26 protein-coding genes and 2 pseudogenes are annotated in these 25,975 nt (G+C 65.6%); 23 read left to right on the top strand and 5 right to left on the bottom strand.

What is annotated here, in order from left to right; all coding sequences use genetic code 11:
• Positions 1-4 precede the first annotated feature (4 nt).
• The 4 genes from J2Y63_RS09915 to J2Y63_RS09930 all read left to right on the top strand — a co-directional run bounded on the left by J2Y63_RS09915 (position 5) and on the right by J2Y63_RS09930 (position 4,052).
• Positions 5-850, top strand: a complete 846-nt coding sequence (locus J2Y63_RS09915; protein WP_435265947.1) for an ABC transporter permease — start codon at positions 5-7, stop codon at positions 848-850.
• Positions 851-881: 31 nt separating this feature from the next.
• Complete coding sequence (locus tag J2Y63_RS09920) at positions 882-1,856, top strand: ABC transporter substrate-binding protein (protein ID WP_256116923.1); 975 nt, start codon at positions 882-884, stop codon at positions 1,854-1,856.
• A 9-nt stretch (positions 1,857-1,865) separates the two neighbouring features.
• Entirely contained in the window at positions 1,866-2,636 is a 771-nt protein-coding gene (locus tag J2Y63_RS09925) for an ABC transporter ATP-binding protein (protein WP_435265948.1), read from the top strand.
• A gap of 105 nt (positions 2,637-2,741) precedes the next feature.
• Positions 2,742-4,052, top strand: coding sequence for a replication-associated recombination protein A (locus tag J2Y63_RS09930; protein WP_435265949.1), 1,311 nt, complete (start codon positions 2,742-2,744; stop codon positions 4,050-4,052).
• Here the strand turns inward: J2Y63_RS09930 and J2Y63_RS09935 are convergent.
• Positions 4,049-4,645 (bottom strand): CDP-alcohol phosphatidyltransferase family protein, encoded by a 597-nt coding sequence (locus J2Y63_RS09935; protein ID WP_435265950.1) that lies wholly within the window; start codon positions 4,643-4,645, stop codon positions 4,049-4,051. The genes J2Y63_RS09930 and J2Y63_RS09935 overlap by 4 nt on opposite strands.
• Before the next feature lie 119 nt (positions 4,646-4,764).
• Between J2Y63_RS09935 and J2Y63_RS09940 the strand changes: the two genes are divergently transcribed.
• The 12 genes and pseudogenes from J2Y63_RS09940 to J2Y63_RS09995 all read left to right on the top strand — a co-directional run bounded on the left by J2Y63_RS09940 (position 4,765) and on the right by J2Y63_RS09995 (position 14,410).
• Positions 4,765-6,501, top strand: coding sequence for a bifunctional alpha/beta hydrolase/class I SAM-dependent methyltransferase (locus J2Y63_RS09940; RefSeq protein WP_435265951.1), 1,737 nt, complete (start codon positions 4,765-4,767; stop codon positions 6,499-6,501).
• Positions 6,502-6,508: 7 nt separating this feature from the next.
• Positions 6,509-7,838 (top strand): annotated as a pseudogene (locus J2Y63_RS09945) (phosphatase PAP2/dual specificity phosphatase family protein).
• The gene (locus J2Y63_RS09950; protein ID WP_435265952.1) at positions 7,835-8,275 is read left to right on the top strand and encodes a hypothetical protein; all 441 of its coding nucleotides are present in this window, start codon (positions 7,835-7,837) and stop codon (positions 8,273-8,275) included. The pseudogene J2Y63_RS09945 and the gene J2Y63_RS09950 overlap by 4 nt, the downstream one beginning before the upstream one ends.
• Positions 8,269-8,925, top strand: coding sequence for a lysophospholipid acyltransferase family protein (locus J2Y63_RS09955; protein WP_435265953.1), 657 nt, complete (start codon positions 8,269-8,271; stop codon positions 8,923-8,925). Before J2Y63_RS09950 ends, J2Y63_RS09955 begins: the two co-directional genes overlap by 7 nt.
• On the top strand, positions 8,922-9,854 hold the full coding sequence (locus J2Y63_RS09960) for a phosphatidate cytidylyltransferase (protein WP_435265954.1): 933 nt from the start codon (positions 8,922-8,924) through the stop codon (positions 9,852-9,854). Before J2Y63_RS09955 ends, J2Y63_RS09960 begins: the two co-directional genes overlap by 4 nt.
• A gap of 161 nt (positions 9,855-10,015) precedes the next feature.
• Entirely contained in the window at positions 10,016-12,031 is a 2,016-nt protein-coding gene (locus J2Y63_RS09965; protein ID WP_435265955.1) for a putative bifunctional diguanylate cyclase/phosphodiesterase, read from the top strand.
• Between the two features lie 25 nt (positions 12,032-12,056).
• Positions 12,057-12,188, top strand: a complete 132-nt coding sequence (locus tag J2Y63_RS09970; protein WP_435265956.1) for a hypothetical protein — start codon at positions 12,057-12,059, stop codon at positions 12,186-12,188.
• Between the two features lie 151 nt (positions 12,189-12,339).
• Positions 12,340-12,600, top strand: a complete 261-nt coding sequence (locus J2Y63_RS09975) for an FAD-dependent oxidoreductase (RefSeq protein ID WP_435266077.1) — start codon at positions 12,340-12,342, stop codon at positions 12,598-12,600.
• Positions 12,528-12,763: pseudogene (locus J2Y63_RS09980) on the top strand (FAD-dependent oxidoreductase); the annotation flags it as partial. The gene J2Y63_RS09975 and the pseudogene J2Y63_RS09980, both read left to right, overlap by 73 nt.
• A 73-nt stretch (positions 12,764-12,836) precedes the next feature.
• Positions 12,837-13,613: a hypothetical protein gene (locus J2Y63_RS09985; RefSeq protein WP_435265957.1), complete on the top strand. Its 777-nt coding sequence runs from the start codon at positions 12,837-12,839 to the stop codon at positions 13,611-13,613.
• Positions 13,552-14,049 (top strand): arginase family protein, encoded by a 498-nt coding sequence (locus J2Y63_RS09990; RefSeq protein ID WP_435265958.1) that lies wholly within the window; start codon positions 13,552-13,554, stop codon positions 14,047-14,049. The genes J2Y63_RS09985 and J2Y63_RS09990 overlap by 62 nt, the downstream gene beginning before the upstream one ends.
• A gap of 22 nt (positions 14,050-14,071) precedes the next feature.
• A complete protein-coding gene (locus J2Y63_RS09995) occupies positions 14,072-14,410 on the top strand; it encodes a RidA family protein (RefSeq protein ID WP_435265959.1) in 339 nt (112 codons plus the stop codon).
• A 57-nt stretch (positions 14,411-14,467) separates the two neighbouring features.
• Here J2Y63_RS09995 and J2Y63_RS10000 read toward each other — a convergent pair whose 3' ends face one another.
• Both J2Y63_RS10000 and J2Y63_RS10005 read right to left on the bottom strand, forming a co-directional pair.
• Positions 14,468-15,778 (bottom strand): aspartate aminotransferase family protein, encoded by a 1,311-nt coding sequence (locus J2Y63_RS10000; protein ID WP_435265960.1) that lies wholly within the window; start codon positions 15,776-15,778, stop codon positions 14,468-14,470.
• A 3-nt stretch (positions 15,779-15,781) separates the two neighbouring features.
• The gene (locus J2Y63_RS10005; protein ID WP_435265961.1) at positions 15,782-16,831 is read right to left on the bottom strand and encodes a phosphotransferase; all 1,050 of its coding nucleotides are present in this window, start codon (positions 16,829-16,831) and stop codon (positions 15,782-15,784) included.
• 106 nt (positions 16,832-16,937) lie between these two features.
• On the opposite strand from J2Y63_RS10005, the gene J2Y63_RS10010 reads away from it, so the two are divergent.
• The 6 genes from J2Y63_RS10010 (at position 16,938) to J2Y63_RS10035 (ending at position 22,835) form a co-directional block, all read left to right on the top strand.
• Entirely contained in the window at positions 16,938-17,618 is a 681-nt protein-coding gene (locus J2Y63_RS10010) for a GntR family transcriptional regulator (RefSeq protein WP_435265962.1), read from the top strand.
• Positions 17,619-17,694: 76 nt separating this feature from the next.
• A complete protein-coding gene (locus tag J2Y63_RS10015) occupies positions 17,695-18,435 on the top strand; it encodes an SDR family NAD(P)-dependent oxidoreductase (RefSeq protein ID WP_256116904.1) in 741 nt (246 codons plus the stop codon).
• 212 nt (positions 18,436-18,647) lie between these two features.
• Entirely contained in the window at positions 18,648-19,700 is a 1,053-nt protein-coding gene (locus J2Y63_RS10020; RefSeq protein WP_435265963.1) for an ABC transporter substrate-binding protein, read from the top strand.
• A gap of 94 nt (positions 19,701-19,794) precedes the next feature.
• Positions 19,795-20,874, top strand: coding sequence for an ABC transporter ATP-binding protein (locus J2Y63_RS10025; protein WP_435265964.1), 1,080 nt, complete (start codon positions 19,795-19,797; stop codon positions 20,872-20,874).
• The gene (locus J2Y63_RS10030) at positions 20,871-22,049 is read left to right on the top strand and encodes an ABC transporter permease (protein WP_435265965.1); all 1,179 of its coding nucleotides are present in this window, start codon (positions 20,871-20,873) and stop codon (positions 22,047-22,049) included. The genes J2Y63_RS10025 and J2Y63_RS10030 overlap by 4 nt, the downstream gene beginning before the upstream one ends.
• A 3-nt stretch (positions 22,050-22,052) precedes the next feature.
• Positions 22,053-22,835 carry an ABC transporter permease gene (locus tag J2Y63_RS10035; protein ID WP_435265966.1) on the top strand — a complete coding sequence of 261 codons (783 nt, stop codon included), beginning with the start codon at positions 22,053-22,055 and terminating at the stop codon, positions 22,833-22,835.
• On the opposite strand, the gene J2Y63_RS10040 is transcribed toward J2Y63_RS10035, so the two are convergent.
• Positions 22,832-24,241: a PLP-dependent aminotransferase family protein gene (locus J2Y63_RS10040; RefSeq protein WP_435265967.1), complete on the bottom strand. Its 1,410-nt coding sequence runs from the start codon at positions 24,239-24,241 to the stop codon at positions 22,832-22,834. The two genes, J2Y63_RS10035 and J2Y63_RS10040, sit on opposite strands and share 4 nt — an antisense overlap.
• A 101-nt stretch (positions 24,242-24,342) precedes the next feature.
• On the opposite strand from J2Y63_RS10040, the gene J2Y63_RS10045 reads away from it, so the two are divergent.
• Positions 24,343-25,206, top strand: a complete 864-nt coding sequence (locus tag J2Y63_RS10045) for a DMT family transporter (RefSeq protein WP_435265968.1) — start codon at positions 24,343-24,345, stop codon at positions 25,204-25,206.
• Between the two features lie 4 nt (positions 25,207-25,210).
• Here the strand turns inward: J2Y63_RS10045 and J2Y63_RS10050 are convergent, their stop codons facing one another.
• Positions 25,211-25,966 carry an SDR family oxidoreductase gene (locus J2Y63_RS10050; RefSeq protein WP_435265969.1) on the bottom strand — a complete coding sequence of 252 codons (756 nt, stop codon included), beginning with the start codon at positions 25,964-25,966 and terminating at the stop codon, positions 25,211-25,213.
• Positions 25,967-25,975 lie beyond the last annotated feature (9 nt).

The following is a 25,975-nucleotide window of genomic DNA, read 5'->3' on the forward strand; positions in this document are numbered from 1 at the left end:
GTCGATGTCCTACGAAAACGTCAACTCCACGCTCGGCGCCGATTTCCGCCTGCGGCCCAGCGCCACGCCGCGGTTCGCCAGCCAGGTGCAAGCGTTTGTGTCGCCGCTCCTCGCCCGCTACGGCATCGTGCTGGGCTTTCTGGCGCTCTGGCAGATTGCGAGCACGCAAGGCTGGGTCAATCCTTCCGTCTTCCCGCCGCTCGACCTCATCCTCTCCGCCCTGTGGGACAGTCTTGCGAGCGGCGCGCTGCTCGATGATATCGCCATCAGCCTCCAGCGATCCGGCATCGCCTTTGCCGCCGCGGCGGTGATCGGCATCCCGCTCGGCCTCGTCATGGGCCAGGCGCGCATCGTCGAACAGGCGCTCGATCCGCTGCTGCAGTTCTTCCGTCAGACATCGGCGCTGGCACTCTATCCAGTCTTCATCCTGCTGCTTGGGCTGGGCGAAACCTCAAAAGTCTTCGTGATCTTCTGGGCGACGCTCTTCCCGATCCTGCTGGCAACGATCGGCGGCGTGAAGGAGGTCGATACAAAGCTCGTCGAAATGGCCCGCACTTATGGCGCCGGCCGCCTGACGATCTTCCGCCGCGTCGTGCTGCCGGCCTCGGTTCCGGCGATCTTCGTGGGCCTGCGTCTCTCTGCCACCACGGCGCTGCTGCTGCTGATCGCCGCCGAGATGATCGGCGCCAACAAGGGCATCGGCTTCCAGGTGATGAACGCCCAATACAACTTCCAGATCCCGCTGATGTTTGCCGCGATCCTGCTGCTCGCGCTTCTCGGCCTCGTTGCCAATGCGGTGCTCGTTCTCCTCCAGCGCAGACTCTGCCGCTGGGCGCAGCCGAACGCCTGATCCCTTACCCTCTTTGTCAAAGGACACCGCCATGACCTTCCATTCGCGAAAACTTCTCCTCTCCGCAGCCTTCCTTCTCGGCTTTGCCGGCGCCGCTTCGGCGGAAGACGTCAACCTGCGCTACCTCGCCAGCCAGGGCGGGCTGACCGCCCATGAACTCGCCGCCGAACTCGGCTACTTCGAGGGAACCGGCATCACCATCGAGAACGTCGGTTATGCGGCAGGTGGCCCCGCTTCGCTGATCGCGCTCGCCTCCGGCGACGTGGAGATCGGCAGCGCGGCGACCTCCGCCGTGCTCAACGCGATCATCAGCGGCAACGACTTCGTCGCGGCCTACCCGTCGAACGGCATCAACGACGAGGTGCAGTCGATCTTCTACGTGCTGGAAGACAGCCCGATCAAGGATATCAAGGATATTGCCGGCAAGAGCATTGCGGTCAACACGCTCGGCGCCCATCTCGACTACACGATCCGCGAGGCGCTGCATTCCGTCGGGCTGCCGACGGACGGCGCCAACCAGGTCGTCGTGCCAGGTCCGCAGCTGGAACAGGTCCTGCGCTCCGGCCAGGTCGACATCTCCGCCTTCGGCTACTGGCAGACGACGTTCGAGGGCGCAGCCCGGAAGACCGGCGGCCTGCGCGCGATCTTCGACGATACGGATGTGCTCGGCGAGATCGCCGGCGGCTTCGTCGTGCTGAGCCGCGATTTCGTCAAGGCGCATCCGGAAGCGGCAAAGACCTTCGTGGAACAGTCCGCCCGCGCGCTCGACTATGCCCGCGAACACCCGGAAGAAACCCGCCAGGTCTTTGCAAAAGCCTTGAAGGAACGCGGTGAAAACCCGGACATCGCACAATATTTCCGCGGTTACGGCGTGCGTGCCGGCGGTCTTCCGGTCGAGCGCGACGTGCAGTTCTGGATCGACGTGCTGGTGCGCGAGGGCAAGCTGAAGGAGGGCCAGCTCGCAGCCAAGGACGTGCTCTATTCGCCCGACACAGCCACGAACTGAGGCGCGACCATGAGCCTCGCACCCGCAACGCTCCGCGGAGAGGTGACGATCCGTCACCTCTCCAAGTCCTTCACCCTCGACGGCCGGCCGCTGCCGGTGCTCGCCGACGTCAACCTGCAGGTCCGCTCGGGCGAAAGCCTCGCCATCGTCGGCGCCAGCGGCTCCGGCAAGACGACGCTGCTGCGCATCCTCGCCGGGCTGGACGATGCCGATAGCGGCGAGGTGCTGATCGACGGTCGGGCCGTCAAGGGCGTCGGGTCGGAACGGGCCGTCATCTTCCAGGAGCCACGCCTGCTGCCCTGGCTGACCGTGCTCGAAAACGTCGCCTTCGGCCTCGATACCCGCGGCGTGAGCCGGCAGGAGGCGAGAAGCCGCGCGCAGCGCTATGTCCAGCTTGTCGGGCTGCAATCCTTCGAGAACGCCTATCCGCGCCAGCTTTCCGGCGGCATGGCGCAGCGCGTCGGCATTGCCCGCGCACTTGCCGTCCAGCCGGAAATCCTGCTGCTCGACGAGCCGCTCGGCGCGCTCGACGCCATGACGAAGATCAGCATGCAGCAGGAACTGACCCGCATCTGGCGGGACGAGGACGTGACGACCATCCTCGTCACCCACGACCTGGAGGAGGCGATCTACCTTGCCGACCGCATTCTCATTCTCCCACGCGAGAAGAACGCCGAGCCGCGGCTGATCGAGATCGACTTGCCGCGCCCGCGCGACCGCAGTTCGCCGGAATTCGTGCGCCACCGCGAGGAATTGCTCCACCTCTTCGGGCTGCATTGAAGGTGGCATTTGACCCTGCCCGCTCCGGCCGATAGACGAACGTCATCCGGCCGGAGCGGGCTTTTTTGCGCCCGGTTGACGGACAACCTTTCGACGGGGGATCCCATGACCGATCTTTTCGACGCCGCACCGCGCACCGGCTCCATGCCGCTTGCCGCCGAACTGCGCCCGGCAACGCTGGACGACGTGATCGGGCAGGAGAAGATCATCGGCGAGGGATCGATGCTGCGGCGGCGCATCGCGGCCGGCCGGCTCGGCAGCATTATCCTCTACGGCCCGCCCGGCCTCGGCAAGACGTCGATCGCGCGCGCCATCGGCAATATGCTGGGCAAGAGTTTCCGCCCGCTGCATGCCGCGCACAACAACGTCGCCGACATCCGCAAGATCGCCGACGAGGCGCGCATGCGCCCGACGCTGCTGTTTGCCGACGAGGTGCACCGCTTCAGCGCGACGCAGCAGGATCATCTCCTGGCGCTCTGCGAGGAGGGTGTCGCCGATTTCATCGGGGCGACGACCGGCAATCCCTATCACACGCTGACGCCCGCGCTCATCTCGCGTTCGATCATCCTTAAGCTGGAACCGCTCGCCATCGAGGAGATGGAGGAGGTGGTGCGCCGCGGCCTCAGCCATCTGGCGGAGCGCGGCATCGAGGTTGTGCTGGAGCCCGCCATGCTGCGCCGTATAGCCGGGCGCTCCGGCGGTGATGCGCGCCGGGCGCTGACGGTGCTGGAAAGCCTCGCGGTCGGGCACGCGCCGGGCAAGCCGGTCGTCATTACCGAGGCGATGATCGAGGAGGCCTATGCGGCAGCGCCCGTCAATCACGACCGGTCGGGCGACGCGCATTACGACGTCGTCTCGGCCTTCGTGAAATCGATGCGCGGCTCCGATCCCGATGCGACGCTCTACTGGCTCGCCCGGCTGATCCATGGCGGCGAGGACCCGCGTTACATCGCGCGCCGCATCATGATCCACGCTTCGGAGGATGTTGGCCTTGCCGACAACACGGCGCTCCAGACCGCTGTCGCGGCGCTGCATGCGGTGGAGAAGATCGGTTATCCCGAGGCGCAGATTATTCTTGCCCATGCTGCACTGCACGTCGCGCGGGCACCAAAATCGAACTCCGCCTGCCGCGGCATCTCGTTGGCGCTCGCCCATGTGGCGAAGGAAGCGCCGTCGTCCGTGCCGATGCATCTGCGCGATGCGCATTACAAGGGCGCGGCCGCCCTCGGCCATGTCGGCTACGCCTTTCCGCATGATGACGGGCGTGGCTGGAGCGAGCAAACCTATGCGCCGGATGTGTCGCGCGGCAGCTTCTACCAGAGCGACGCCCGCGATGCGGCGACCTTCGAGCGGCGCGCCGACGAACATTGGGACCAGGTGACCGGCCGGCCGACGCCGCGCCGGTTCGGACGCTAAGCCTCGGTAAGGCCCGCCCGCACGCGATTGACGACCGTCCAGACGAGCAGCACGCAGGCCATCGGCTGGATATGCCAGGTCCAGGGCGGCAGCGTGCCGAAGCCCGCGACGAGCGCCCCGAGCGCGCCAAAAAGCAGCGCCCGGTCGCTCTTGCCCATCGGCCCCTCGTAGCTGCGCCCGTTGCCATGGGCGACGCCGAGCACGCCGGCAAATTCCGTCAGCGTCGCGAGAAAGACGATGGCCATGAACCATGGCAGGGAAAATGGCGCCACCAGCGCGAAGGGGATGTAGAGCACGGCATCGGAAACCACATCGGTAATCTCGTTGAGATAACCGCCGAGCGGGCTCTTTTGACCGTGTTCGCGCGCCAGCATGCCGTCCACCGCATTGAAGGCCATGCGCAGGAACATCCAGACCGGCACGAGCGCGAAGAGCGCGGGCGCGGGGTTCACGACGAGGAGTGCGCCGATCGCCACCGAGACGACCGCGGCGATCAGGGTCACCTGGTTGGCGGTGACGCCCATGGCCGCCAGCCGGCCGACAAGCGGGCGAAGCATATTCTGGAAGGACGATTTCAGTTTATAGATCGACATGAAAGCTCGAATCCGCTCGATTGCGCTCAACAAATGCAGACGCAACGCCATGAAATCAACTGCAAACATGGCGTCTCATCCGTATAGGTGGGGTGAGCATTGCATGGGAGAGGGACAGAATGATCGAGAAGGCGTTTGCGAGCCATGATGGCGTGGAACTTTTCTACCGCGCCTGGCCCGCCCGTTCCGGCACCGCGAAGGGCGCGATCGTGCTTTTGCACCGCGGCCACGAGCATGGCGGCCGGGTGGCGCATCTCGTGGAGGAACTCGGGCTCGACGATTTCGCCTTCTACGCCTGGGATGCCCGCGGCCACGGCCGGTCGCCCGGCGAACGTGGCTATTCCCCGTCCTTTGCCCATTCGGTGCGCGATCTCGACTGCTTCGTGCGCCATATCAGCGAGACCGGCGGTTTCGCGACGCATCAGATCGCCGTTGTGGCGCAGAGCGTCGGCGCCGTGCTGGCTTCGACCTGGGTGCATGATTATGCGCCGCATATCCGCGCGCTGGTGCTCGCCTCGCCGGCCTTCGATGTGAAGCTCTACGTTCCCTTCGCCAAGGAGGGCATCGCGCTCTGGCAGAAGCTCAAGGGCACGTTCTTCGTCAATTCCTACGTCAAGGCGCGCTTCCTGACGCATGATCCCGCGCGCATCGCCTCCTTCGAGAGCGACCCGCTGATCACCCGCCCCATCGCCTCCAATATCCTGCTGGAACTGTACGAGGCCGCCGACCGCGTGGTCGCCGATGCGCGTGCCATCACGGTGCCGACGCAGCTTCTCATCTCCGGCAGCGACTTCGTCGTGCGCCACGCGCCGCAGCACCGGTTCTTCGAAAACCTTGGCAGCACGATCAAGGAACGCCACGTCCTGCCCGGCTTCTACCACGACACGCTCGGGGAAAAGGACCGCGCCAAGGCGCTGGAGAAAGTGCGCGCCTTCCTCACCGCCCGTTTTGCCGAGCCGCCGGTGGTGGCGGATATCCGGCAAGCGCACCTTTCCGGCTATACCCGCGACGAGGCCGACCGGCTGGCGACGCCGCTTTCGTTGTTTTCCGCGCGCGGGCTCTATTGGGCGATGACGCGCGCCTCGATCCGCTTTGGCGGCCTCTTTTCCAAGGGCATCGAGACGGGCGTGAAGACCGGCTTCGATTCCGGCTCCACGCTGGACTACGTCTATGAGGACGAGGCGCGCGGGCTCGGCCCGGGCGGCCGGCTGATCGACCGGCAATTCCTCGACGCGATCGGCTGGCGCGGCATCCGCCAGCGCAAGGTGCACCTGCAAGAGCTGATCGGCACCGCGCTATCGCGCCACAAGGCGGAGGGCAAGCCACTGCGCGTGCTCGACATCGCCGCCGGCCACGGGCGTTACGTGCTCGATGCGGTGGCGGCATCCGAGGCCAAGCCAGAAAACATCCGCCTGCAGGACTATTCGCCGATCAATGTGGAGAAGGGCACGGCGCTGATCGCCGAGCGCGGCCTGCAGGACGTCGCTGCCTTCCACCGGGCGGACGCCTTCGACGGGGAGGGGCTGGCGGCCATCGACCCGCGCCCGACGCTCGCCATCGTCTCCGGCCTCTATGAACTTTTTCCGGATAATGCCCTGATCGAGGCCTCGCTTGCGGGCCTCGCGCGGGCGCTGGAGCCCGGATCGCTGCTCGTCTATACCGGCCAGCCCTGGCACCCGCAGCTCGAAATGATCGCCCGGGCGCTCACCTCGCATCGCGGCGGCGAGGCCTGGATCATGCGCCGGCGCACCCAGCAGGAGATGGACCAGCTTGTCGCTGCCGCCGGCTTCCGCAAGATCGAGCAACGCATCGACAAATGGGGCATCTTCACCGTGTCGCTGGCCGAGCGCGTCTGAGGCGAGCATGGGGGAGGGCGTCGCATCCGTTCCAGCCGTCGACCGCCGCGCGGTTTTCCGCGCTGCGACCCTGTGGCTCGTCTTTCTGGCACCGTTCTTCTACCTGACCTACGGCACGGCGAACTGGCTGGCCTCACTCAGGACCGACGTGCCAAACCTCGCCTTCGGCTGGGAAAAACACATTCCCTTCATTGCCTGGACGATCCTGCCCTACTGGTCGATCAACGCCTTCTACGCGCTCTCGCTCTTCGTCAACGACACGCCAGCGGAAGTCGGCCGGCTGGCGCGGCGCTATCTGACGGCGCAGGTTATCGCCGTCCTCTGCTTCATCGCCTTCCCCTTGCAGGCGATCTTCGTGCGGCCGGAGACGGATGGGTTGCCCGGCTTCATGTTCGATGTGCTCGGTGGCTTCGACAAGCCGTTCAACCAGGCGCCGTCGCTGCATATCGCGCTGCTCGTCATCATCTGGGATCACTGGCGCGGGCGGCTACGCGGCAAGGCGCTCGCGCTGTGGCATGTCTGGAGCCTGCTGATCGGCGCTTCCGTGCTGACAACCTGGCAACACCACGCCATCGACATCCCGACCGGCGCGCTGCTCGGCCTCTTCGCACTCTGGCTCTTCCCCGCAGAAAAACCCTCGCCACTCGCCGGTTTCCACCGAACAGAGGATGCGAAGGCGTGGCGGCTCGCGACCTACTATGCCGCCGGCGCTGCGGCCTTCCTCGTTTTGACCGTACTCGCGACACTCGATTCCGGGGCAGGCCTGCTGCTGCTCTGGCCGTCGCTCGCACTCGCCATCGTCGCGGCCGGTTATGCCGGCGCCGGTGTCGGTGTCTTCCAGAAGCCAGCGGATGGCCGCATCAGCCTTGCAAGCCGCTGGCTGCTCTTGCCCTACCGGCTCGGCGCGCGCGCAAATGTCCGCTGGTGGACGCGGCGTCTGCCAGCGGCGGTGGAGATCGCCGACGGCGTCTTCCTCGGCCGGGTTCCGAACCGTGAGGAACTCGCAACCTATGCCGCCGTCATCGACATGGCGGCGGAACTGCCGGGCGTCGTGGCCCCCGGCCTCGCCTGGCATGCCTTCCCGACGCTCGACCTGCTTCCCGTCCCCGCCGTGCGCATCCGCGGCCGTTGCGGTGGAGGAAGCCCGGCGGCACGGCCCCGTTCTCATCTGCTGCGCGCTCGGCTTCCAGCGCAGCGTCGTCGTCGCGGCCTGCTGGCTGATCCGGTCGGGCCTCGCGACCGGTGGCGCCGCGGCCGTCGCCCAGATCAAGGCCGCGGGGCGTCCGGTGCATATCACGCTCGAAACCTATGTCGTCATCGAAGAGGCGACACGATGACCGAATGGACCGCGGTGACGGCCGATGCGACCCGCCGCCTTCGGCGCAATGGCTTCATTGGCGGGGCGGTGGCCCTGCTGATCCTCGCCATCGCTCCGCCGACGGCCGGTGCCCATGGCTTTGCCTCGCCGCTCGCCTGGTGGCTGCTGCTCGCCTTCTGCCTTCTGCCCCTCGCGCTGTCGGTGCATCTTCTGTTCGATGCCGCGCTGTTCCGGCTCGCCGGCTCGCATGACGGGGAGGACACGGGCCTCGCCGCCATTGACGACGTGCTTGCGCGCACGGGACTTCGCGCCCGCGACGGCACACCGGCACCGTTGGCCACGCGCCTTGCAGGCTGCCGGCGGCTCCTCTGGCTGCAACGCATATCGCTGCTCATCGCCGTGGCGCTTTACGCCATCCTGCTCATCGACGCGACGGATGGAGCCTGCCTATGCTGAGCGGCGGCGGCGCCTCCGTGCTGCAAGTCGTGTCCGGCGCGGCCCTTGCCGGCCTCGCCCGCATCGTCACCGGCGTGCGGCCGATCTGGGCCGGATCGGCGCCGACCGGCCGGCAGCGCATCTATTTCGCCAATCATGCAAGCCATGGCGATTTCATCCTGGTCTCCACCTGCCTGCCGCCGGGCGAGCGTGCCCGCACCGCCGCCGTCGCCGGAGCGGACTATTGGAATGCCGGCGCCATCCGCCGTGTCATCGCGAAAAAACTGCTGCGCACCGTCCTCGTCGAGCGCAACTGGGTGGAGCGCACGGCCGATCCGATGCAGGTGATGTTCGACGCGCTTGCGGCCGGCGAATCGCTGATCTTCTTCCCCGAGGGCACACGCAACATGACGGAGGAGCCGCTGCTGCGCTTCCGCTCCGGCCTCTACAATCTCGCGCTCGCCCGGCCGGATGTCGAGCTCGTTCCCTGCTGGATCGAGAACATGTCCCGCGTGCTGCCCAAGGGCGCCGTGCTGCCGGTGCCGCTCCTCTGCCGCGTCGTCTTTGGCGCGCCGCTCACCTTGGAAGAAGGCGAGGACCGCAAGGTCTTTCTCGACCGCGCCCGCCAGTCCCTTCTCCTGCTCGCGCCGCAAAAGGATGTTCACCGATGAGCGACGACACCACCCGCCTCTTCCTGGGCCTCGTCGCCGTGCTCGTAACGGCAAGCCTCGTCGCCGGCGTACTTTCCTACCGCAGCGAAAAACCGCTGCCGGCGACGCTCGACAATCTCAACGCCCGCATCAAGGCCTGGTGGATCATGGTCGCGGGCATCAGCGTCGCCTTCCTGTTCAGCACCGGCGGCGTCATCATGCTCTTCGCCTTCGTCTCTTTCGCAGCCCTTCGCGAATACGTCACCCTCACCAACACGCGCCACGCCGACCGCTGGACGCTGCTCGGCATGTTCCTGATCGTCATCCCGACGCAATATTACCTGATCTGGATCGACTGGTACGGGCTCTATTCGATCTTCGTGCCGGTCTACTGCTTCCTCGCCATGCCCGCGCTGACTGCCATTCGCGGCGACACGTCCCTCTTCCTCGAACGGGTCAGCGAGCAGCAATGGGGCATCATGTTGTCGGTCTATTGCATCAGCCATGTGCCGGCGCTGGTGACGCTGCCCATTCCTGGCAACGAGGGCCGCGGCCTCCTCCTGATCGCCTTCCTGATCGCCACCGTCCAGGGCAGCGACGTGCTGCAATACATCTTCGGCAAACTCTTCGGCCGCCACAAGATCGCGCCCAACGTCTCGCCATCAAAAACCTGGGAGGGCCTGATCGGCGGCATTTTGAGCGCCTCAGCGCTGGGCGCCGGCCTCTACTGGCTGACACCCTTTTCGCCGCTCGAAGCGGGCGCCCTTGCTGGTCTCGCCTGTATCATGGGCTTCTTCGGCGGCCTCGTCGCCTCGGCCATCAAGCGCGACCGCGGCGTGAAGGACTGGGGCCACATGATCGAGGGCCACGGCGGCATGCTCGACCGCGCCGACAGCCTCGTCTTCGCAGCCCCCGTGTTCTTCCATATCGTGCGCTACGCTTGGACCTGACCCAATTCGGGATTGCACTCAAAAAGTGCATCTTCGTATTAACCATAACCGCTAGCCGAATTTTAGAGAGTTTTGCACATTCTTGGTTCTCGCTAGGCGTGCGGAATTTAATGCGAATACACGCGTTATGCGTTCGCGCCGCCCGTCTCCGGGGTATTTGAATGCGTGTCATTTCGTGCCTGGTGGTCGAGCACAATTTATGGCTCGTCCTGCTTGCCCTCCTCGTCGGTATCGCCGGAAGCTGGGTGACGTTCCGCCTCTTTCGGCAGGCACAGGCGCGAGAGGGGAGGCAGCGCGCGGGCTGGGTGCTGTTGGCCTCGCAGGCGGCGGGCTCTTCGATCTGGTGCATGCATTTCATCGCCGTTGTCGCCTATGACGCAGGCGCGCCCATAACCTTCGATCCGGCGTGGACGATGGTCTCACTCTTCGTCGCAGTGGCCGGGTCGACCTACGGCCTGTGGCTGGCACTCTCCCCGTCGCTGCGCGCATGTCCGGAACTGGGCGGCGCCATCGTCGGCCTTGCAGTCTCTGCAATGCATTACAGCGGCATGTTCGCCTTCCGCATCGAGGGCACGATCGAATGGGAAGCCGGTTACATCCTGCTCTCGCTGATTTTCGCAGTTTTGCTCGGGGCGTTGACGTTTCGACAGGCGGTAAAACCCCTCGTGAAGAATGCCGGCCTGCTGCCCGTCGGGCTTTTTGTGCTCACCGTCGTCAGCCTACATTTTACCGGAATGGCAGCAATCACGGTGACGCCGGCCGCAGCCGCCGAAAATTCGGCGGCATCCTCGGCGCTTGCGGCTTTCGCCGTCGTGGGCGTCGGCATGCTCGTGGCGGGTTCCGGCGCCATCAGCTACCTCATCGACGAGCAGACTTCGCAAGAGACGCTGAAGCGCCTCAGGCAACTCGCTCTGCACGATACGCTGACTGGCCTGCCGAACCGCCCCAGCGCCCTCGACCATCTCGACAGCGAGTTGGCGGCGGCAACCCGGACAGGCCTGAAAGTCGCAGTCATCGGCATCGATCTCGACCGCTTCAAGGAGATCAACGACGTGCATGGCCACAAGGCAGGGGATGACGTCCTCGGCACGATCGGCCGGCGGCTGGCCGCGTTGCTGGAGGAGGGGGAATTCATCGCAAGGATCGGTGGTGATGAATTCATGGCTGTGAAGCGTTTCGAAGAGCGATCTCAGCTCGAGGTTTTCCTCGCCCGTCTCGACGCGGCACTAACCGCTCCGCTGCGCATAGGCAGCACGGATCTGGCGAGTGCCGCAAGCATCGGGGTCGCGATCTATCCAGACGACGCGGCCGATCGCGAAGGGCTGATCTGTCATGCGGATGTGGCGATGTACCAGTCCAAGACCGACCTTACGCATCGCATCTCCTTTTACGAAGCAGAGATGGAGCGTGCGATCCTGGAACGCTATGCCCTCGTGCAGGATCTCGGCCGGGCGTTGGACCTCGGGCAGTTCGCGCTGCACTATCAGGTGCAGAAATGCGTCGCTACCGGCGAGGCCGTCGGCTACGAAGCGCTGTTGCGCTGGCACCATCCACGTGAAGGCTATATTTCGCCCGCGGTCTTCATTCCGATCGCCGAGGAAACCGGCCATATTATCGCGATCGGCGAATGGGTGCTGCGCACGGCTTGCGCGGAGGCAACGACGTGGGAGCTGCCGCACAGGATCGCCGTAAATCTTTCGCCGGTTCAATTCATCAATGCCGATATACCGGGCCTGCTGCAGAACGTCCTCATGGAAACAGGGCTTCCGCCAGAGCGACTGGATCTCGAAATCACCGAGTCGACCTTCATCGCCGACAAGGCGAAGGCGCTGCATGTCCTGCGCCAGATCAAAGCGCTCGGCGTCAGCCTGTCGATCGACGATTTCGGTGTCGGCTATTCCTCCTTCGATACGCTGCGCAGCTTTCCCTTCGACAAGATCAAGATCGACGGCTGCTTCACGCGGGATGCGGAGCACAGCTCGGAAGCGCGGGCGATCGTCCGCTCCGTGCTTGCGTTGGGCCGGAGCCTCGGCATTCCCGTTCTGGCAGAGGGTGTTGAGACCGGAGAGCAGCTGGCATTCCTGCGCATCGAGGGCTGTGTGGAGGCGCAGGGATATTACCTTGGCCGCCCGGCGCCTATGGATAGGAAACGGACGGCGATAGCGCTCGCCGGTTGAGCGCGACGCGGCGGTGGAGAAGTAGTTGGCCGGTGCCGCCGATACGCAGCGCGTGCTTGCCGGTTTCCTGCGCCCGCCGGTCTACCAGACCTCCTACTGGCGCGGCTACGGCACGCTCTATACGGCGCTCTACCGACCGCTCGATGCCTCGGCGTAACTGGTTTGGCCCGGTTCGTGTGGCGGCAGTCCTGTGAAAAATTCGAGGAGGAGGTGCGCATCATCCGCTTCAACGACGGGATCCGGGCGGCTTCGCGCCGACGTTCAAGCAGGGCGCAGTTTGTAGTTAAGGCTAAGGGGAAGACGTGAGAGTGGTCGTTCTGGGGGGCGGTGTCGTCGGCACGGCCGCGGCCTGGTATTTGTCGAAGGACGGCTATGATGTGACCGTGCTGGAACGGCACGAGGACGTGGCGCGCGGCACGAGCCAGAGCAATGCCGGCCTGGTCTCGCCAGGCGATTCCACCGCCTGGGCGTCGCCCACGGCCCTCACCACCTCCGCACGGCGCACGATCTCTTCCCCGGCGCGATCGATGAGAAAAAGGCCGTGTTCTGGTCGGGCCTCCGGCCGATGATCTCGGGCTCCGTGCCGGTGCATGGCGCGCGCGCTACGAAAACCTCGTCCTCGATACGGGCCACGGCCATGTCGGCTGGACCATGGCCTGCGGTTCGGGAAGGCTGGTCGCCGATCTGGTATCTGGCCGCAAGCCGGAGATCGATACGGCGGGCGTGCTCTAAAGGAACTGACGCGATGTCCGACCCGTAAATCTCGATCGACCTCGCCCGCATCGAAAAGAATGCCCGGACCGTCGTGGACCTCTGCCGTCAAGCCGGCATCACGCCGCTCCCCCTGCTGCTCGCCGGCGGCATGCCGAACGGCGTGAACAACCTGCGCATCGGCGAGGCCATCCTGCAGGGCGGGCGCGATACGTTCCTGACCGATCCCTGGGACGCGCTCGACCGCGATGCCTTCGAACTCACCGGCGAACTGCTGGAGGTCAAGACGAAACCCGCCATGCCGATCGGCCTCTCCGGCATCGACGCCTTCGGCAATGTGCCCGTCTTCATCGACGAGGGCGACCGGCTGCGCGGCATCGCCAATATCGGCCGCGAGGACGTGATTGCCGAAGGGCTGCTCCCGACGCGGCCGGGCGTGCGCGTGCTCGGCGCCTCCAGCGACCATCTGGTGCTCGACCTCACCGAGGCCGACCCGCCCTTGGCTGTCGGCGAGAATGTCAGTTTCCGCATGAATTACGGCGCGCTGCTGACGGTGATGACGTCCGAATATGTGGAGAAGGTTCCGATGCGGGATGTGCAGGAGGCGGGCGAAGCGAGGGCCTTCGCGATCGAGACGGACGCGATCGGCGGCGCGCTGGTCGTCGTGCAGAATGTCGCGGAACGCATCGAACAACTGGGCTTTGAAAAGGGCATCGGCGAAAAATGCACTGGCACTCTCCGTCTGCGCCCGCCGGCGCGATGTCATTCGTTTCGTGGAGGCGGCAGGCCGCCGGCACGATGCGCTGGGCATGATCTGGATCGATTCCGATGCCGCGATGATGCCGGACGAAGGCGCCAACGCGCCGGCTGAAAACGCCGTGCTCCGCCGCATGCTCAGCCGCCTGCCGCCGCATGTCGCACCGGAAAACATCGTGCTGATCGGCCTGCGCAATGCCGCACCGGAAGAGGTCGCGGCGCTGAAGGCATCCCGCATGCGCGTCTTCACCATGGCGGAAATCGATGCGGTGGGGCTGCGCCAGGCGATGCGCGAGGCGATCGCCCTGGCGTGCGCCGGCACACGCGGCTTCCATCTGTGTTACTCGCCGACGGCCACCGACATGTCCGGCTGGAGCGGCGGCATTGGCGGCATCACGGTGCGCGAGACCCATTCGGCAATGGAGATGGCAGCGCTCAGCGGCAAGTTGCGCTCGCTCAGCATTTCCGGCATTGATGCCGCGCTGCCATCGCCGATCGGTGCGGAATGCGCCAATTTCATCCTGTCGGCTTTCGGCAAGACCATTCTCTGATCACACCAATGGGAGACCTTTCATGATCAAGCGTATCAAGCCCGGCGCGCGCTTCTGCCAGGCCGTCGTCGTCAACGGCATCGTCACCACCGCCGGCGTCACCGGCGACGGCACCGACACGGTTGCCCAGACCCGCGACATTCTTGCGACGATCGACGGCCTGCTGGCCGAGGCCGGCTCGTCCAAGGCCAAGCTGATCAGCGCCAATATCTGGCTGCGCGACATCGCCCATTTCAGCCAGATGAACGAAGTCTGGGACCAGTGGGTCGACAAGGACAACCTGCCGGTCCGCGCCACCGTGGAAGCCCGCCTCGCGGCCCCGGAACTGCTGGTCGAAATCCAGGTCACCGCGCTCGTCTGAGCCTTTTGACATCAATCGAAAGCCGAGGCTGCCAACGCAGCCTCGGCTTTTTTGCGTTCACAGCGTCTTCAGCACGTCGCCCAGCGCATCCACCAGCAGGTCAGCATTCTCGCGGGAGAAGACCAGCGGCGGGCGGATTTTCAGCACATTGGCGTTGGGGCCGGAGGCGCTGATCAGGATGCGGCGCTCGCGCAGGCCGTTGACGATGCGGGTCGTCAGCGCCGCGTCCGGGCTCTTCGCCGCCGGGTCGGCGACGATCTCGACGCCGATGAACAGGCCGGAGCCGCGCACATCGCCGATCGCCGGATGGGAGAGGTTTCTGAGCCCATCCATCAAATACTGGCCGACATCCAGCGCATTCTGTTGCAGGCCTTCGATGCGGATCGTATCGAGCACCGCCTTGCCGGCGGCAGCGGCGATCGGGTTGCCGCCGAACGTGTTGAAATAGCGCGCGCGGGGGCCGAAATCGGCGATCACTTCCGGGCGCAGCACGATTCCGGCCATCGGATAGCCGTTGCCCATCGGCTTGCCGATCGTCACCATGTCGGGGGCGACGCTGTGGCGCTCAAAGCCCCACATGGCTTCCCCGGTGCGGCCGAAGCCGGGCTGCACCTCATCCGCCACGAAGAGGCCGCCGGCCGCATGGATCGCGTCCACCGCCGGCTTCAGGAAGCCTTTCGGACCGGCGAAGATGCCGTCGCTCGAAAAGATCGTGTCGGTGATCAGCATGGCCGGCTTGATGCCGTGGCGCTTCAGGTCGGCGATGGCCGCCGCAACATCGCGGCCGAACTTTTCCATCACCTCGTCCGGCGAATGGCGATAGCTGTCTGGCGCGGGCACGGTGCGCACATGCGGGCCGAGCGTCACGGATTCGCCGAGCGAGGGCGAGAATTCGGCGACCGCGCTCGTCAGGCCGTGATAGGCGAGTTCCGTCGCAATGATGCCGGTGCCGCCGGTGACGTGGCGGGCGATGCGCACGGCAAGGTCGTTCGCCTCGCTGCCGGTGCAGGTGAACATGGCCTGGCTGAGGGCTTCCGGGAACGTCGCGGTCAGCGTCTCGGCATAGTCGATGATGCCTTCGTGCAGGTAGCGCGTATGCGTGTTGAGCACGGCGGTCTGCTTCGTGATCGCCTCCACCACGCGCGGATGGCAATGGCCGAGCGAGGCGACGTTGTTATAGGCGTCGAGGTATTTTTCGCCCGCAGCGTCGTAAAGGAAGACGCCTTCGCCGCGCACCAGATGCAGCGGCTTCTCATAGAACAGGCGGTAGGCGGGGCCGAGTACCTTTTCCCGGCGGGCGATCAATGCCCGCTCGGTCTCGTCCAGCCGTTCGAAATCGTCTCGCGAAAATGCATTTACCATCGACATGATTCAGCCCTCGGAAAGATTGGGCACGAGCTGCTTCAGCCCGGCCGGCGTCAGATCGGATATGTTTTGCAAACCGCGCCAGGCGGTGGCGTGGTTGCGCATGATGTAGTCGCGGTTTTCCGGAAACCGTGCGGAGCGCCATTCGGCGATGATGATCGACATCGCCAGCCGCGACCGGGTGAGGAGCGGCAGAAGCTCGACCTCTGCCGGCTCCAGCGCGCGGGCGGACAGGAAGCCTTCGAGGAACGCCCCGATCCGTGCCGCCCAGTTTTCCGTCGCGAGATGATAGGAGAGCGCGACCCCGAGGTCGTTGATGAGCGGCGCGTGCACCATGTCGCCGAAATCGATGATGCCGACGACCGTGGTGGGGGCTGCCGGATCGAGCAGGATATTGTGCGGGTTGAAGTCGTTGTGGATGATCTGGCGGCGCCGGAGCCCGGCAATGGTGGGAAGCGCGCGCTCGAATTCGACAAGCACGGCTTCCGCCTGCGCCCGGCGTTCCGGCGCGACGTGATCGACGAGGGCGGCGAGATCGAGCGTGTGGGAGATGTCCCACATCAGCTTTCCCGCCGGCGGGCGGCCGTCATAGTCCTCCAGGCCCCGTCCCAGCTCGGCGAGCGCGCGGCCGACATTGCGGCTCTGCGCCTCGGTTGCCGGCGTGCGGTACTGCAATTCGCCGCCGAGAAAGGTGAGCAGGCGCATGATGCGCGGGCCGTCGGCGGTGGAAAGCGTGTGGCTCGGTGTGCCATCCGTCGTCAGCACCAGCCGCGGCACCGGCACGGCGGGTGCGGCACGGGCGAGATGCAGCAGCGCGCCGTCCTGGAATTCCAGCGCCGCCGGGTCCTCGGCGGGATTGGCGATCTTCAGGATGAAATCCGTTCCGTCCGCGCGGGTGAAGAGAAAGGTCTCGTCCCGCTCGCTGGAAAGCCGCTTGATTGCGCCGCTCGTGCCATAGACCCGCAGCACCGCGGCCTCGGCATCTGCGAGCGATGTCGGGCTCCACGTCGCCGACATGGAATCGGCCTTCTTGGCGGCGGGCGCTGGTTTCGTCATAGTGGCTCCGTTGGCGCGGTTTTCCGCATTTCCTCGACGTTCACCTTGAAACACGCCGAAAAAGATGCATCAAGTATCTTATTAGTCGATTTTGCGGACCAGTTCCATGCCTGAATTCACCACACTGGACCATGAGAACCTCAACAGCGTCGTTTATGGCGCGCTGTGCGATGCCCTCATGCAGGGACGGTTCCAGCCCGGCGACCGGCTGAAGATCCGCGAGCTGGCGGAACAGTTCGGCACCAGCGTGACCCCGATCCGCGACGCCATCCTCCGCCTTGCCAATGACGAGGCGATCACCTTCCGCTCGCCGCGCGACATCCGCATTCCCGAGATGAGCGAAAGCCGCTACCGGGAAATCCGGGCGATTCGCGTGCGGTTGGAGGGGCTTGCGGCAGAGACGGCCGCGCAAGTGGCGACCAGCGCGGATATCAGGGCCTTGGAAGGCATTTTGCTTGAAAACGAGCAGGCAATCGCGGCCGGCGACCGTCTGCGAGGCACGCAGCTCAACCAGGCTTTTCACTTCATGCTGCCGCAGATCGCCGGGCTTCCGGTGCTGAACACCATCCTGCGGCGGCTCTGGTTGCAGATGGGGCCGAACATTTCCGATGCCTATATAGATGGCGGACGTGCAATGATCGACCATCACTATCCGGTCGTCGAGGCACTGAAACGGCATGATCCGGCCGCCGCTTCCATGGCGATCGTCGACGACATCCTGCTCGGCGGCAAACCGATCCTCGAACGCATCGAGCGCGGCACGGAGCGCAAGGTTCGCCGGGCTTGAAGACGCTGTAAAAAGAAGGCTTGCATTTCGAAAACCGCCAATTACGATGCATCAAGCATCAAAGGAGACTGGGCGCATGACCGAAGAACGCCGCACCATGCTGCTGACCGGGGCGAGCCGCGGTATCGGCCACGCGACGGTCAAGCTGTTCCAGTCGAAGGGCTGGCGCATCCTCACCGTCTCTCGTCAGCCGTTCTCCGAAGACTGCGCCTGGCCGTCAGCCCGCGAAAGCCATATCCAGGCCGACCTTGCCGATCTCAGCCAGATCGATCGCCTCGCCGCGACCGTGCGCGAGCGCCTGCCGAACGGCCGGCTGCACGCGCTCGTCAACAATGCCGGCATTTCGCCGAAAGGCCCTGAAAAGAGCCGCCTCGGCGTGATGGGCACGGACGCGGATGTCTGGACGCATGTGCTGAATGTCAATGTCGTCTCGACGGCGCTGATCGCCCGCGCGCTGATGCCGGAGCTCGAAGCAGCGAAGGGCTCGATCGTCAACGTCACCTCGATCGCCGGAACGCGCGTGCATCCCTTCGCAGGGGTCGCCTATGCGGCATCGAAGGCGGCCCTCGGCTCGCTCACGCGCGAGATGGCGCATGAATTCGGCAAACGCGGCGTGCGGGCCAATGCCATCGCGCCGGGTGAAATCGAAACCTCGATCCTGTCGCCCGGAACGGACGCGCTGGTGGCGGCGGAAGTGCCGATGGGGCGATTGGGCGAACCGCGCGAAGTCGCGGAGACCATCTATTTCCTGTGCACCGAGCCCTCCTCCTACATCAACGGCGCGGAAATCCACATCAACGGAGGGCAACACGTCTGACGCCTGTCAATCGCGGGAAAAATCCCGTTGACCGGCAGGGACCGGAATGCATCAATCGGCTGGAAACGCCCCGGGGAAAGGGCGCGACGGCCGGAGAGGCTGCAAAACCGCCGATACGCCAAAGGCGAGGGTGGTGCCAGCAGTCCGCAGGAGTTCGTCATCGGGGCCGGCATCACACCGGTTCCTTCACAAACGAAGAAAAGGGGAATGTCATGAAAACGAAGATTCAATCGGGTGTTCTGGCCGCCGCAGCAATCCTGCTGTCTGCAAGCCTTGCCTTGCCGGCTTTCGCGCGGGACCTGACCGTCGTCTCCTGGGGCGGCAATTATCAGGATGCGCAGCGCGACATCTACTTCAAGCCCTTCGCGGAAAAGTCCGGCAAGCCGGTGCTTGACGAAGCCTGGGATGGCGGCATCGGTGTCATCCAGTCGAAGGTCAAGGCCGGCGCGCCGAACTGGGACGCCGTGCAGGTGGAAGCCGAAGAGCTGGCGCTCGGCTGTGCCGACGGCCTCTATGAAAAGATCGACTGGGACAAGATGGGCGGCAAGGACAAGTTCCTCGACAGCGCCGTCAACGACTGTGGCGTCGGCGCCATCGTCTGGTCCACGGCGATCGCCTATGACGGCGACAAGCTGAAGGAAGGCCCGGCCTCCTGGGCGGATTTCTGGAATGTCGAAAAGTTCCCCGGCAAGCGCGCGCTGCGCAAGGGGCCGAAATATACGCTGGAATTCGCGCTGCTCGCCGATGGCGTATCGAAGGACGAACTCTACGACGTGCTCGGCACCGACGAAGGCGTCGAACGTGCCTTCAAGAAACTCGACGAGTTGAAGGCGAACATCGTCTGGTGGGAATCGGGTGCCCAGCCGCTGCAGTTCCTCGCCTCCGGCGAAGTGGCGATGACATCGGCCTATAACGGCCGCATCACCGGCATCAACCGCACGGAAGGCAAGAACTTCAAGGTCGTCTTCCCCGGCAGCATCTACGCCGTCGATAGCTGGGTCGTGCTGAAGGACGCTGAGAACAAGGACGCCGCGCAGGACTTCATCGCCTTTGCGAGCCTGCCCGAACATCAGGCGAAGCTACCGGAATTCGTTGCCTACGGCCTGCCGAACAAGGACGCGGCCGCCAAGGTTCCGGCAGAATTCGCCAAGGACCTGCCGACCGATCCCGCCAACATGACGGACTCGATCGCGCTCAACGTCGATTTCTGGATCGACAATGCCGAAACGCTGACACAGCGCTTCAACGCCTGGCTGGCCCAGTAAGAACATCCATGACGAAGGGCGCCGCCGGCGCCCTTCCTGTCTGGCCGGATGCGTTCCCGCGGATTCCCGAGGGCCGTATCCTTCGCCTCTAGCGATGGAGTCTTTCGTGGCCGAATTCATCCGCTTCGACCGCATCACCAAATTCTACGGCCCGCTCTGCGTGGTCGAAAATCTCGATCTCGGCATCGGCAAGGGCGAGTTCGTCAGCCTGCTCGGCCCCTCCGGCTCCGGCAAGACGACGCTCTTGATGATGCTTGCGGGCTTCGAGCAGCCGACCTCGGGCAACATCGTGCTGGACGGCACGGCGATCAACGATGTGCCGACGCACAAGCGGGACATGGGCGTCGTCTTCCAGAGTTATGCCCTGTTCCCGCATATGTCGGTCGGCGAGAACGTCGCCTTCCCCTTGCAGATGCGCGGGCTTGGCAAGGCGGAGATCGCCCAGCGCGTGGCACGCGCGCTGGACATGGTGCAGCTTTCGGCCTTCGTCGACCGCCGGCCGTCGCAGCTTTCGGGCGGCCAGCAGCAGCGCGTGGCGCTGTCGCGCGCGCTGGTCTTCGAGCCGCGCGTCGTGCTGATGGACGAGCCGCTCGGCGCACTCGACAAGCAGCTGCGCGAACAGATGCAGCTCGATATCCGCGACCTGCACCGCCGGCTCGGGCTGACGATCGTCTTCGTCACGCATGATCAGTCGGAAGCGCTCACCATGTCGGACCGCGTGGCGGTCTTCAACAAGGGCAAGATCGAGCAGATCGGCACGCCGCGGCAGGTCTATGACGAGCCGGCGACGCGTTTCGTCGCGGAATTCATCGGCGAGACCAACCTGGTCGAGGGTGTCGTCGAGGGCGTGCAGGGGCAGGAGGCGACCGTGCGGCTGTCCTCGGGCGTTGAGATCGTCTCGGCCGTGTCCGGCAGCGTCGCCTCCGGCCAGCCGGTCCTGCTCTCCATCCGGCCGGAACGGGTCGATCTCAGCGAGACGCGCGGCGACCAGCGCAACTGCCTGGAAACGGAGGTCACCGATTCCGTCTACCAGGGCGATCATCTTCGTGTGCAATTGCAGAACGCCGCGCATCCGCTGATCGCCAAGCTCGGCCGCCGCTCGCGCGAATTCGCACCGGGGACGCGGGTCTATGCGGCCTTTTCGGCCGGCGACTGCCGGGTCATCGCGCAATGAGCGCGGGCTCGTCGCGCACCGGGCGCTCGCTGATCCTGCTGGCGCCGCTGCTCATCTTTCTCCTCGGCTTCTTCGTCTGGCCGCTGTTCAGCATGATGTCGCAGGCCGTGTCGGATCCGGCCGTGCTGCGCCTGCTACCCCGCAGCGCGCAGGTGCTGCCGGACTGGGACCGCAAGTCGCCGCCGACCATGCCGATGCAGGCGGCGCTGATGGAGGACCTGAAGGCCGTCGACGATGACCAGGCGCTTGGCGACATGGTGCGCCGCCTCAATAGCGCCCGCTCCGGCTTCCGCACCCTGATGTCCAAGACGACGAGCGCGCTTAACGACGTCGAAAACCCGCCCGCCGACCTCGTTTCCATTGACAAGCGCTGGGAGAGGCCGGAATTCTGGCTGGCAATCGCCGATGCGCTGTCGCCGCTGACCGACCGCAACCTGCTTGCCGCCGTCGATCTCGGCCGCAATGCCGCGGGCGATATCGAGCACCTACCGGCAGACCAGTCCGTCAACCGCGTCATTCTCGTGCGCACTTTCTGGATCGCCGCCCTCGTCACCTTTTTCTGCGCCTGCATCGGGTTCCCCTATGCGATCATCGCGGCCTCGCTCGACGGCTGGAAGCGCGACCTGATGCTCGGCGCCGTGCTGCTGCCGCTCTGGACCTCGCTTCTGGTGCGCACCGCCGCCTGGTTCATCCTGTTGCAGGAACAGGGGCTCATCAACGATCTCCTGCGCGCGATCGGCCTCATAAACGCGCCGCTGCCGCTGATCTTCAACCGCACCGGCGTCATCATCGCCATGACCCATGTGCTGCTGCCCTTCATGGTTCTGCCGATCTATTCGGTGCTGATCACCATCCCGAAGAACCTGATGCCGGCGGCCGCGTCGCTTGGCGCGCCGCCCTGGCGGGCCTTCCTGCGCGTGCTGCTTCCCTTGAGCCTGCGCGGCGTCGCTTCCGGCAGCCTGCTCGTCTTCATCTCGGCGATCGGCTACTACATCACGCCGGCGCTGATCGGCGGGCCGGGCGACCAGATGATTTCCTCGATCATCGCCTTCTACGCGACGGGTTCGGCGAACTGGGGCATGGCCGGCGCGCTCGGCGTCGTGCTGCTCGTCGCCACGCTCCTGCTCTACAGCGTCTATGCACGGCTTTCGGCCGAAGAGCCGGGGAGGCGCTAGGCCATGCCGATGAAGCTCGCCAAAGTCGCCTTCGCCACGCTGACAATCCTGTTCCTCGTAGCCCCCCTCATCGCCATCCTGCCGCTCGCCTTCACATCGAGCGTCATCCTGACCTATCCGATCCCGTCCTGGTCGATGCGCTGGTTCGAGGAACTGTTCACGGCGGATGCCTGGCGCCGCGCGATCATCAACAGCCTGATCATCGGCACGGGCACGACGCTGCTCGCCACCGTGCTCGGCACCGCCGCATCGCTCGGCCTGCGCAACCGCCTCCTCTTCTTTCGCGGCGCGATGCGCACGCTTTTCCTGCTGCCGATGGTGGTGCCCGCCGTCGTGCTCGGCGTCGGCATGCAGGTGCTGCTTGCCGGCTTCGGCCTGACGAACAGCTATGCCGGCGTGATCATCGCCCACACGGTCGTCGCCGTGCCCTTCGTCATCGTCAGCGTCACCGGGGCGCTTGCCGGCATCGACGAGCGCGTGGAACTCGCCGCCCAAAGCCTCGGCGCTGCGCCCATCACGGTTTTCCGCCGCGTGACGCTACCGCTCGCCATGCCCGGCGTGCTCTCCGGCGCCGTGCTCGCCTTCGCCACGTCGCTCGACGAGGTGGTGCTGACGCTCTTCGTCGCCGGCCCCAACCAGCGCACACTGGCCCGGCAGATGTTCTCCAGCATCCGCGAGAATATCAGCCCGGCGATCGCCGCCGCCGCCTTCCTCTTCATCGCCGCGACGGTCCTCATCGGCCTCGTCGTCATGCTGTCGCGCTCCATGCTGGCGAAGCGGCGCTAGCGCTTCAGCGCCGCCGCGAGGACCTCATAGACGCGTGGCTCGCGCATATGCGCGACGTTGAAGCGCATGAAGTTTCCCGCGGTCTGCGACACGCTGAACACGTTGCCGGGGGCGAGCACGACGCCCTCGTCAACGGCGGCCTGCGCCACCTCGCCGGAATCCAGCCCCTCCGGCAGCCGGCACCAGAGATAGAAGCCGCCGCGCGGTGAAAGCCACGGCTCTATGCCGAGCCGGGCGAGCCGGTCCACCGTCTCGCGCCGGGCGCGCACGAGCTTGCGCCGGAGTTCCTCCATATGTTTGCGGTAGCCGCCGCCGGCCAGCATATGGGCGATGATCTCGCTGGACATCGGGCTCGGGCCGCCGAAATTCGTGGCGATCTGCAAATCGACCAGCCCCTCGATCCAGTCCGCCCGCGCCGCGATATAGCCGCAGCGCGCCGAGGCCGAGAGCGTCTTGGAAAAGCTGCCGATGCGGATGACGCGGCCGAGCCCGTCGAGCGCCGCAAGCCGGGTAGACGGCTCCGGCTCGAAATCGGCAAAGATGTCGTCCTCGACGAGGATCGTGTCGCTGCCCGCCGCCGCGTTCAGCAGACGATGGGCGACCTGCGGCGACAGGGTGGCGCCCGTCGGGTTGTGGATTGCCGAATTGGTGACGTAGAGCCGCGGCCGCGCCGCATCCAGCACGGTCTCGAAGGCCGCGATATCCGGCCCTGACGGCGTATAGGGCACGCCGACGACCGTCACCTGATGCGCCTTCAGCAGGGCCTGGTAATTGAAGTAACATGGGTCGTCGACCAGCACCGTATCGCCGGGACGCAGCAGGAAGCGGCAGACCAGGTCGAACGCCTGCGTGCCGGTATTCGCCAGCATCAGGTGATCCGGCCCGGCCGCGATGCCTTCCTCCGCCAGGCGGCCAAGCAGCAGCCGGCGCAGCGCCTGGGACCCGCGCGTGCTGCCGTAATAGGCGAGCACGTCGCCGTCGCTGCGCGCAAGGCTGCGGATCGCGCGGCGCAGCGACGCGTCGGGCATCCAGTCCGCCGGCAGCCAGCCGCAGCCGGGTTTCAGCACCCCGGCATCGGCATCGAGCGATTGCCGCGACACCCAGAACGGATCGACCGCACGCGCCTTCAGCGTCTCCGCTTCCGCCAGTTTCAGCGGATGCAGGCCGGCATTCGAGACATAGAACCCGGATCCGCGCTGCGCCCGGATCAGCCCTTCCGCCGCGAGACGATCATAGGCCTCGACAACGGTGGAGGGCGAGACCCCCATGGAAGCCGCAAACCGCCGGATCGAGGGAAGCCGATCGCCGGGCGCCAAGGCGCGGCTGGCGATCCGGCCGCCGATCGCCGCCACGACCTCCGAAATCCGGGTTCCCGCCGCTGCTTCGTTCGCGAAGTTTGCCTTCATTGTACTGGTCCTTGAACACATACAGTTCTTTCGAATTGTACTGCTCCGTTCCTGTTTCCGCCAGCCCCACGGATGTACGAAGGATGCGAATGCGAGGTGTCATGAAATCATCCATGGAAGGCTGGGGCAGCGGCCTCGTCGGCGTCATCATCTTCAGCGGCTCGCTGCCCGCGACCCGTATTGCGGTGTCGGATTTTTCGCCGCTGTTCCTGACCTCGGCGCGCGCCGTCATCGCCGCGCTGCTGGGCGCCGTCCTTCTCTTCGCGCTGCGCCAGCCGAAACCGTCGCGCGACACGCTGCTGTCGCTGACGATCGTGGCACTCGGCGTCGTCGTCGGCTTCCCGCTGCTGACCGCGGTGGCGCTGCAATACATCACCTCCGCCCATTCCATCGTCTTCATCGGCCTGCTGCCGCTGGCGACCGCGATCTTCGGCGTGCTGCGGGGTGGGGAGCGGCCGAAGCCGCTGTTCTGGCTGTTTTCCGGCATCGGCAGCGCGACGGTGGTGGGCTTTGCGCTCAATTCCGGCGCGGAGATCTCGCTCGTCGGCGACCTGCTGATGGTGGCCGCCGTCATCGTCTGCGGGCTCGGCTATGCGGAAGGCGCGAAACTCTCGCGCAGCCTCGGCGGCTGGCAGGTCATCTCCTGGGCGCTGATCCTCTCGCTGCCACCGATGGCGGTCATCGCGCTCGTCTCGCTGCCGCAGACCTGGGCCGGCATCGACGGCAGCGCCTGGGCGGGGCTTGCCTATGTATCCGTCTTCAGCATGCTGATCGGCTTCGTGTTCTGGTATCGCGGCCTGGCGCTCGGCGGCATCGCGGCGGTCGGCCAGCTACAGTTGCTGCAACCCTTCTTCGGCCTCCTGCTCGCCGCCTTCCTGCTGCACGAAAAGGTCAGCCCGCTGATGGTGGTCACCACGCTTGCCATCGTGCTCTGCGTCGCCGGCGCGCGGAAATTCGCGCGCTAGAGGATCAAAGCGAGGCCGTGATGCCGCCGTCGACATAGAGGATGTGTCCGTTCACGAAGGAGGAGGCATTCGAGGACAGGAAAATGCATGCGCCGACGAGTTCCTCGACCTTGCCCCAGCGGCCGGCCGGCGTGCGTTTTTCCAGCCAGTCGGAGAAGGCGGGGTCGGCGACGAGGGCGGCGTTCAGCGGTGTGTCGAAATAGCCGGGCGCAATCGCGTTGCATTGCAGGCCGTATTTCGCCCAGTCGGCCGCCATGCCCTTGGTGAGGTTGCCGACAGCGCCCTTGGTGGCCGTGTAGGGCGCGATGCCGGGGCGGGCGAGCGCCGTCTGCACGCTGGCAATGTTGATGATCTTGCCCGCGCCGCGCTTGATCATGTGCCGGGCAACGGCCTGACCGACATTGAAGACGGTCGAGATATTGGTCTTCAACAGCCGCTCGAAGGCATCCGCCGGAAAGTCTTCGAGCGCCGTACGATGCTGCATGCCGGCATTGTTGACCAGGATATCGATGGCGCCGACCTCCGCCTCGAAACCATCGACGGCCGCGCGCACGGCCTCATGGTCCGTGGCGTCGAAGGCGAGCATGTGTTTCGTCCCGAGACTTTCCGCGGCCGCCGCGAGCCTCGCCGCATCGCGTCCGTTGAGGATAATCCCGGCGCCCGCTGCAGCAAGGCCGCGCGCGAGCGCAAGGCCGATGCCCTGCGAGGAGCCGGTGACGAGGGCACGTTTGCCCGTCAGGTCGAAGAGTTGGGTGCTCACGGTTCCTCC

Source organism: Shinella sp. BE166, assembly GCF_051201095.1.
Taxonomy (GTDB): domain Bacteria; phylum Pseudomonadota; class Alphaproteobacteria; order Rhizobiales; family Rhizobiaceae; genus Shinella; species Shinella lacus.